Annotated in this window: 6 protein-coding genes; 2 read left to right on the top strand and 4 right to left on the bottom strand. The window is 66.9% G+C overall.

Translation table 11 applies throughout. From position 1 onward, the window contains the following. From Q4F04_RS02140 to Q4F04_RS02155, 4 genes are all read right to left on the bottom strand, one after another. Positions 1-274: ATP-binding cassette domain-containing protein (locus Q4F04_RS02140; RefSeq protein ID WP_303368192.1), on the bottom strand; the 274-nt coding region annotated here is incomplete at its 3' end. Continuing rightward, positions 267-1,157 (bottom strand): proline/glycine betaine ABC transporter permease, encoded by an 891-nt coding sequence (locus Q4F04_RS02145; RefSeq protein WP_303368193.1) that lies wholly within the window; start codon positions 1,155-1,157, stop codon positions 267-269. The genes Q4F04_RS02145 and Q4F04_RS02140, both read right to left, overlap by 8 nt. Positions 1,158-1,233: 76 nt before the next feature. Beyond that, positions 1,234-2,232, bottom strand: a complete 999-nt coding sequence (locus tag Q4F04_RS02150; protein WP_303368194.1) for a glycine betaine ABC transporter substrate-binding protein — start codon at positions 2,230-2,232, stop codon at positions 1,234-1,236. A gap of 76 nt (positions 2,233-2,308) precedes the next feature. Next, positions 2,309-2,986 (bottom strand): TetR/AcrR family transcriptional regulator, encoded by a 678-nt coding sequence (locus Q4F04_RS02155; RefSeq protein WP_303368195.1) that lies wholly within the window; start codon positions 2,984-2,986, stop codon positions 2,309-2,311. 143 nt (positions 2,987-3,129) lie between these two features. Here Q4F04_RS02155 and Q4F04_RS02160 point away from each other — a divergent pair, with 143 nt between their 5' ends. Then, a complete protein-coding gene (locus Q4F04_RS02160) occupies positions 3,130-5,166 on the top strand; it encodes an NADH:flavin oxidoreductase (protein WP_303368196.1) in 2,037 nt (678 codons plus the stop codon). A 2-nt stretch (positions 5,167-5,168) separates the two neighbouring features. Then, on the top strand, positions 5,169-7,727 hold the full coding sequence (locus Q4F04_RS02165) for an FAD-dependent oxidoreductase (protein WP_303368197.1): 2,559 nt from the start codon (positions 5,169-5,171) through the stop codon (positions 7,725-7,727). Positions 7,728-8,079: the final 352 nt, after the last annotated feature.

The following is an 8,079-nucleotide window of genomic DNA, read 5'->3' on the forward strand; positions in this document are numbered from 1 at the left end:
GCCCGTCGATCACGATCTCGCCCGCCGTGGGCTCGATCAGCCGGTTGATGTGGCGGATCAGGGTGGACTTGCCCGACCCCGACAGGCCCATGACGACCTGGATCGTGCCGGGCTGGACCGAGATGTTGATGTCGCGCAGCCCCAGCACATGGCGGTGCTTCGCGTTCAGTTCGGCCTTGGTCATGCCGCGGCGCACCGCATCGACATGATCCAGCGGCCTGGCGCCGAAAATCTTGTAAAGGTTGCGGATCTCGATCCCGATGGGTTCAGGCATTCGCGCCCTCACGGTGTTTCTGCAGGCGGCGGCCAAAGGCCTGGCTGATGCGGTCGAAGATGAAGGCGATGCCGACGATGGCGAAGCCGTTGAAGACGCCCAGCGTGAAATACTGGTTGGAAATCGCCCGCAGCACCGGCTGGCCCAAGCCCTGCACCCCGATCATGGATGCGATCACGACCATCGCCAGCGCCATCATGATGGTCTGGTTGACGCCCGCCATGATCGTCGGCAGCGCCAGCGGCAATTGGACGTTCCACAGCTTCTGCCAGGCGGACGAGCCGAAGGCGTCGGCGGCCTCGATCACCTCGCGGTCCACCTCGCGCACGCCCAGGTTCGTCAGCCGCACGACGGGCGGCAGGGCATAGACGACGACGGCGATCATCCCGGCCACGCGGCCGATGCCAAGAAGCATCACGACCGGGATCAGGTAGACGAAGCTGGGCATGGTCTGCATCACGTCCAGCAGCGGGTTCATCGACGCCTGCGCCCGGCCCGACCGCGCCATCAGGATGCCCAGCGGGATGCCGACCGCGATGGCGATCAGTGTGCAGACAAGGATCATGGCAATCGTCCGCATCGTGTCTTCCCACATCCCGAAATAGCCGATGGCGGCCAGGGTCAGGACGCTGGCCGCCGTCAGCCGGACGCTGCGGCTGCCTGCCCAGGCCAGCCCGCCCACGATCAGCAGCACCAGCGGCCAGGGCATCCCCAGCATCAGGCGTTCGGAAAAGATCAGCATCTGCCGCAGGGGATCGAAGAAGCCCTCGATCGCCGAGCCGTAGCTGCGCGTGAACTCGCGGAAGGCGTCGTCGATGACGCGCTTGAGGTTGCGAAGGGTTTCCTCGTTCATCTGGGGAAACCGGTTCATCCAGTCCGGCATGGCGTTCCTGCTTGGTGCTTGCGGATGGGATCAGATGGGCCGCGGGCAAAGTGGCCCGCGGCACCGGCTCAATGGATCAGAGCGCCGCCTTGATCTTCTCGGCGGCCTCTGGCGTCACCCATTTTTCCCACAGCTCGGGCTGGGTGCGCAGGAACTCGCGCGCGCCATCCTCGCCGGTGGCCTGGTTGTCGGTCATCCAGGCGATCAGCTTGTTGACCGTGTCGTTCGACCAGGACCGGGTGTTGAGATAGTCCATCACCCCCTGCGGCGCGCGTTCCGCGAAGTCCGAGGCGATCAGGGTGTAGACCACGTCCGACTTCCAGTCGTTGGGCTTGGGGTCCGGGCAGTCCGCCTTCGAACTGCAGCGTTCCCATTCCGCGTCATCCAGCGGCACGCCATGCTGCAGGCGGACCATCTCATACTTGCCCAGCAGCGCGGTCGGTTCCCAGTAGAAGGCGACGATGGGTTGCTGGTTCTCGTAGGCCCGCGCGATCGCACCGTCGAGGCCCGCGGCCGAGCCGGTGTCCAGCAGGTTCCAGCCCATGTCCGCGGCGCCGTAGGCCTTGAACATCTGGGTGGTGACGATGGTGCCGCCCCAGCCCTCCTGGCCGTTGTAGATCGCTCCCTTGTCGGGGTTCTCGGGGTCCGGGAACAGGTCGGGATGCTTCAGCAGCTCCGGGATCGTCAGGATTTCCGGGTGGGCGTCGGCGATGTATTTCGGGATGAACCAGCCCTGCTGGCCGCCATCGCTCAGCGCGTTGGCGCCATAGACGATCTTGCCGTCGGCGCGCGCCTGCTCGGTCAGGTCGGGCAGAAGGTTGATCCAGGCCTCGGGCACGACCTCGGGGCGGCCGCGCTCGATCAGCGAGGTGATCGAGGGCACGGTGTCGCCGGCCACGATCTCGGCGTTGCAGCCGTAGCCGTTGTTCAGGATGAACTGGTCGAGGGCGGCAAGCACCTCGGCGCTCTGCCAGTTCATGTTCGACAGCGACAGGTCGCCGCATTCCTCTTGCGCCAGCGCAGGGGCTGCGGCCAACGCAGCGCCAAGCGCCGTCAAGGTCAGGATCTTCCGCATTCTCTCCTCCCGTCCAGAGCGTTGGTGGCGGCTGGCCGGCGGCTCTGGGGCGCCGGCAGCCTGCGCGGGGGCGGCCTCAGCCGGCGCCGCGTTTCACAGGAACCGGCTGCCCCTCCCCGTCGGGCCGATAGCCGAAGGGCGCAAGGAAGCGGGCCATCTCGCTGGGGGTGGCCTCGGTGCCGGTGTAGATGCGGACATAGGATGCGATGCGGGTCAGCCGGGTGGCGACCGTTTCGCGCGTCTGCATCGAGATATAGCCGATCTGGACCAGATAGATCGTGCGCGCCCGCACATCGGCGTCGATCTCCTCATAGCCGAAGCCGCGCAGCATGACGCGCAGCGCCTGCATCCGCGCCTCGTCGGCGCGCCTGACGCGGTCCATGGTGCCGTCGGACTGCAAGGCCCAGCTGCGGACGGCGAACTCGAAGCCCGCATCAAACTGTTCACCCACGATGAAGCAGGCCAGCAGGTTCAGTGCCGCCTCGGCCGGGGTTTCGGCATAGGCCTCGGCGGCGGCGACGAAGCCGCGGGTGTTGGTCTGCTCCCACCGGTCCAGCAGTGCTTCCAGCAGTTCCTCGCGGCTTTGGAAGAACCAGTAGAAGCTGGTGCGCGACAGGTTCAGCCGGTCGGACAGCACCTGGATGCGGACGCTGTCCACGCCACCCTCGATCAGCGCCTGATACGCCGACTCAAGCCACAACTCGCGTGAGCCGCGTTCCTTCAGGCGCCTGGCGGGGGGCGAGGTCACATCCATGAATCGGATGATAGCGTCGGATGCCCATCTGACAACGAAAATTGTTCAGGCTAGAACATCGAATGTTCGGGGTGATCGATTTTCTTGACAGGTGTGAACAGTGGTTCCACTCTGCCGTCGACACCCCTTCGCAAGAGCGCGCCATGTCGAACGATCCGCTGCTTCAGCCCTTCACCCTCAGGCACCTGACGCTGAGGAATCGCCTGCTGCTGACCTCGCATGAGCCGGCCTATGGCGAGGACGGGCTGCCCAAGGACCGCTACCGTGCCTATCACGTGGAACGCGCGAAGGGCGGGGTGGCGCTGACCATGACGGCGGGCTCGGCCGTGGTCGGGCCGGACAGCCCGCCCGCCTTCGGCAACCTGCTGCTTTACAAGGACGAGGTCGTGCCGTGGATGCGGCGGCTGGTGGACGAATGCCACGATCACGGCGCCGCGGTGATGATCCAGGTCACGCACATGGGCCGCCGCACCCGCTGGGACCGGGGCGACTGGCTGCCGGTCGTGGGGCCGTCGCACGAACGCGAGGCCGCGCATCGCGCCTTCCCCAAGCGGATCGAGGACTGGGACATCGCCCGCATCACTGCCCAGTTCGCCGATGCCGCCGAGCGGATGAAGGAAGCGGGCGTGGACGGGATCGAGTTGCAGGCCTATGGCCAGCTTCTGCAGCAGTTCTGGTCGCCGGGCATCAACGACCTCGACCCGCCCTATGGCGGCAGCCTCGACAACCGGCTGCGCTTCACCTTCGAGGTGCTGGACGCGGTGCGAAAGCGCGTCGGTCCCGATTTCATCGTCGGAATGCGGGTCGTCACCGATGAGCAGATGCAGGATGGCGTGACCAAGGACGAGGGGATCGATATCGCCCGGCGCTTGCGCGACAGCGGGCAGGTCGATTTCCTGAACATCATCCGCGGCCATATCGACACCGACGCGGCACTGACCGACATGATCCCGATCCAGGGGATGCCGTCCGCCCCGCATCTTGAATTCGCCGGGGAGATGCGGGCCTCGGCGCAGATGCCGACCTTCCACGCCGCCCGCATCCAGGACGTGGCCACCGCCCGCCATGCGGTCGCGGGCGGCCTTCTGGACATGGTCGGCATGACCCGCGCCCATATCGCCGACCCGCATATCGTCAGGAAGCTGACGGCGGGACAGGAGGACCGCATCCGCCCCTGCGTCGGCGCGAACTACTGCCTCGACCGCATCTACCAGGGCGGTATCGCGCTCTGCATCCACAACCCTGCCTCGGGGCGCGAGGAAACGATGCCTCACACGATCCCGCCCAGCCCGCAACCGCGCCGGGTGACGGTCGTGGGCGCCGGTCCCGCCGGGCTTGAGGCGGCGCGGGTCGCGGCCGAGCGCGGCCATGCCGTCACCGTCTTCGAGGCCGCAGACCGCCCCGGCGGGCAGGTTCGGCTGGCCGCGCTGCAGCCGCGCCGGCGCGAGATGGAGCAGATCGTCTCGTGGCGCATGGCGGAATGCGAACGCCTGGGCGTCACCTTCCGCTTCAACAGCTTTGCGGATGCGGGCGACGTGCTGGACAGCGCGCCGGATGTCGTGATCGTCGCCACGGGCGGGCTGCCGCATACCGAGGTGCTGGCGCAGGGCAACGAGCTTGTCGTCTCTGCCTGGGACATCCTGTCGGGCGACGTGAAGCCCGGCGCGAATGTGCTGGTCTTCGACGACGCGGGCGACCATGCCGCCCTGCAGGCCGCGCAGGCCATCGCCGAGACGGGCGCCGAGGTCGAGGTCGTGACCCCCGACCGGACCTTCTCGCCCGAGATCATGGCGATGAACCTCGTGCCCTACATGCGCGCCTTGCAGAAGGGGAACACGACCTTCACCGTCACCTGGCGGCTGCAGGAGGTGAGCCGCGACGGCAACATGCTGCGCGCCACGCTGGGCAGCGACTACGGCGACTTCCGGCGCGAGCGGATCGTGGATCAGGTCGTCGTCAACCACGGCACCCGGCCGCTGGACGAGTTGTATTTCGACCTCAAGCCGCAGTCCTCGAATCTGGGAGAGGTCGATTACGACGCCCTGATCGCGGGGGGGCCGCAGCAGGTCGCCCGCAATCCTTCTGGCGGCTTCCAGCTTTACCGCATCGGCGACGCCGTGTCCGCCCGCAACACGCATGCCGCCATCTATGACGCGCTGCGGCTGGTGAAGGATCTCTGAGGATGGCATTTCCCGGACAGGCCAAGGTCGTCATCATCGGGCTTGGCGGCATCGTCGGCGCATCCGTCGCCCATCACCTGATCGCGCGCGGCTGGGACGACATCGTCGGCATCGACAAGTCGGGCATCCCGACCGATATCGGCTCGACCGCCCACGCCTCGGATTTCTGCTTCACCACCAGCCATGATTTCCTGAGCACCTGGACGTCGCTCTATTCCGCCGATTTCTACGAAAGGCTCGGCCATTACGCCAAGGTCGGCGGGATCGAGGTCGCGCGGAAGGGCGACGACGCCCGCATGAATGAACTGAAACGCAAGGTTGCCTCGGGCAAGGCCTTCGGCACCCGCGCCCGGATGATCTCACCCGCCGAGGTCAAGGAACGCTTCCCGCTGATCGAGGAGGACGTGATCCAAGGGGCCATGTGGGACCCCGATGCGGGACTGGTCATCCCGCGATCCCAGACCGTGGCGGGCAAGCTGGGCGATCAGGGCGTGGCCTCGGGCAGGCTGCGGGCCTTTGCCAACACCCCCGCGACCGCGCTGGAGATCGAGGACGGCCGCATCAGAGGCGTCGTCACCCCGCGCGGCACCATCCGCGCCGACCTGGTGATCGTCTGCGCCGGACTCTGGGGGCGGCTCATCGCCGAGATGGCGGGCGAGGACCTGCCGGTCTTCCCGGTGGACCACCCGCTAACCTTCTTCGGCCCGTTCAAGCAGTTCGAGGGCACCGGCAAGGACATCGGCTATCCCTTGCTGCGCGACCAGGGCAACTCGGCCTACATGCGCGACACGGGCGACCCCACGACCGCCGAGGGCGGGCAGATCGAATGGGGCTACTACTACGACGCCGCGCCCCGACTATGCCACCCGCGCGACATCCTGGAAAAGGAGTTCACGCGGCTCTCGCCCTCGCAGCGTGACCTCGACATCGAGGATCTGATGGAGCCTTTGGAGCGCGCCATCGAACTGACGCCCGTTCTGGGCGAGTTGGGCTATAACGAGGGCCATTCCTTCAACGGGCTGCTGCAGGCGACCACCGACGCGATGCCCTCGGTGGGTGAAAGCCAGAAGGTCCGGGGCCTGTGGTATTCGGTCGCCGTCTGGGTCAAGGACGCCCCCGCTATCGGCAAGCTGCTGGCCGACTGGATCACCGACGGCCGCACCCATGTCGACCACGCAAGCATCGACTATGCCCGCTTCAGCCCCCACCAGCTTGAGGCGGACTACATCACCGCCCGCTGCACCCAGACGGCATCGGCGATCTACACCCCGCCCGTCCACCCGCGCGAGCCCTTCGAGGGCGGCCGCAATATCCGCCGCTCGCCCTTCCACGAACGCGAGGTCGAACTCGGCGGCTACTTCATGGAACTCGGCGGCTGGGAACGCGCGCATGGCTATGCCGCGAACGAGCATCTGCTGGAGAAATACGGCGACCGCGTGCCCGTCCGCGCGCATGAATGGGACAACCGCCATTTCTGGCGCGTCTCGAACGCCGAGCAGCTTGAGATGAGCGAAAGCTGCGGCATCATCAACCTGTCGCATTTCCACATCACGGACATCTCGGGGCCGGATCATGTCGCGCTGCTGGAATGGCTCTGCGCGGCGCGGATCGGCGGGGACGCGAATGTCGGCAAGGGCATCTATACTCACTTCCTCGACGATCAGGGGAATGTGCGTGCCGATCTTACGGTCCTGCGCTTCCCAGACCGCTGCCTGCTGGTCAACGGCGCCGATGCGGGCCCGCGCGACCTGACCTACATGCGCCGCGTGGCGCAGGACCGGGGGCTGGACGTCACCCTGACCGACGCGACCGAGGAGCGCATCACCATCGGCTTCTGGGGCCCCGAGGCCCGCGCGAAGCTGCAGCAGGTGGTCGAGGACCCGGCCGCGCTGGAACCCGAGGCCTTCCCCTTTGCCGCCCTCCGCAGGGTCCGCATCGCGGGCTGCGAGGTCACGGCCTTCCGCATCTCCTATGTCGGGGAACAGGGGTGGGAACTGCACATGGCCTATGAGGACGGTCTTGCCGTCTGGGACGCGCTGTGCTCGACCGGCGCCATCGCCGTGGGGATCGAGACCTACGCGAACTCGCGCCGGATGGAAAAAAGCCTGCGCCTGCAGAACGCCGACCTGCGGACGGAATACAACCTGTTCGAGGCGGGCCTTGCGCGGCCCAGGGTCAAGGAGGCCGATTTCCGCGGCAAGGCCAGGCATCTCGAATATGCTGCACGGGACCACCAGCCGGCGATGCTCTGCACGCTGGTGATCACGGACAACATCGACCGGCACGGCATCGCCCGCTACCCGGTCGGCATCCTGCCGGTTCTGGACCCGGGCACCGGCGAGACGCTGGTCGATGAACTCGGACGGCGATCCTGGGCAAGCTCGGTCGCCTATGGCCCGAGCGTGGGACGCAACATCGCGCTGGCTTGGCTGCCCTGGTCATATTGCCAGCAGGGCCGCAGGCTGAACGTCGACTACATGGGGGAAATCCTGCCGGTCGAGGTCGCCGCCGTGGGACAGGCCGCGCTTTACGATCCCGAGAACCTGAGGCCCCGAAGCTGAGCCATGCCGCTGCCGGTCCCCGGCAGCCTTGCATTGTCCCGCGGACAAGCGGCCTCGTCCGAGCCGCAGGATGAACATGGCGCCAAAGACAGCGGATGACCTTCCTTCGACGCTCTCGAAGACTGATCCTCAAGGCACTGCCCAAGATGGCGCGGGGAGCAGTGGCAGAGCCTCACCGATGCTTTCCCGCAACACCGGGGCGATACCGCTTCCCGATCGAGCGGCTGCGTCACGCGCCTCGGCGCAGGCGCGTATCACGGCATTGCGGGCGAGGGCACGCTGAAAGAGGGGCGCTGACGGGCCTGAATGACGCCCCCGATAGCCGGACCAGACGCCCATCGAGGAAGCCGGG

Origin of the sequence: Paracoccus sp. (in: a-proteobacteria) (genome assembly GCF_030536915.1) — a bacterium.
Lineage (GTDB): Bacteria > Pseudomonadota > Alphaproteobacteria > Rhodobacterales > Rhodobacteraceae > Paracoccus.

Excerpts from the sequence above, each read along its gene's own strand:
- Q4F04_RS02145 (WP_303368193.1), bottom strand. The coding sequence starts at position 1,157 with ATGCCGGACTGGATGAACCGGTTTCCCCAGATGAACGAGGAAACCCTT.
- Q4F04_RS02150 (WP_303368194.1), bottom strand. The coding sequence starts at position 2,232 with ATGCGGAAGATCCTGACCTTGACGGCGCTTGGCGCTGCGTTGGCCGCA.
- Q4F04_RS02155 (WP_303368195.1), bottom strand. The coding sequence starts at position 2,986 with ATGGATGTGACCTCGCCCCCCGCCAGGCGCCTGAAGGAACGCGGCTCA.
- Q4F04_RS02160 (WP_303368196.1), top strand. The coding sequence starts at position 3,130 with ATGTCGAACGATCCGCTGCTTCAGCCCTTCACCCTCAGGCACCTGACG.
- Q4F04_RS02165 (WP_303368197.1), top strand. The coding sequence starts at position 5,169 with ATGGCATTTCCCGGACAGGCCAAGGTCGTCATCATCGGGCTTGGCGGC.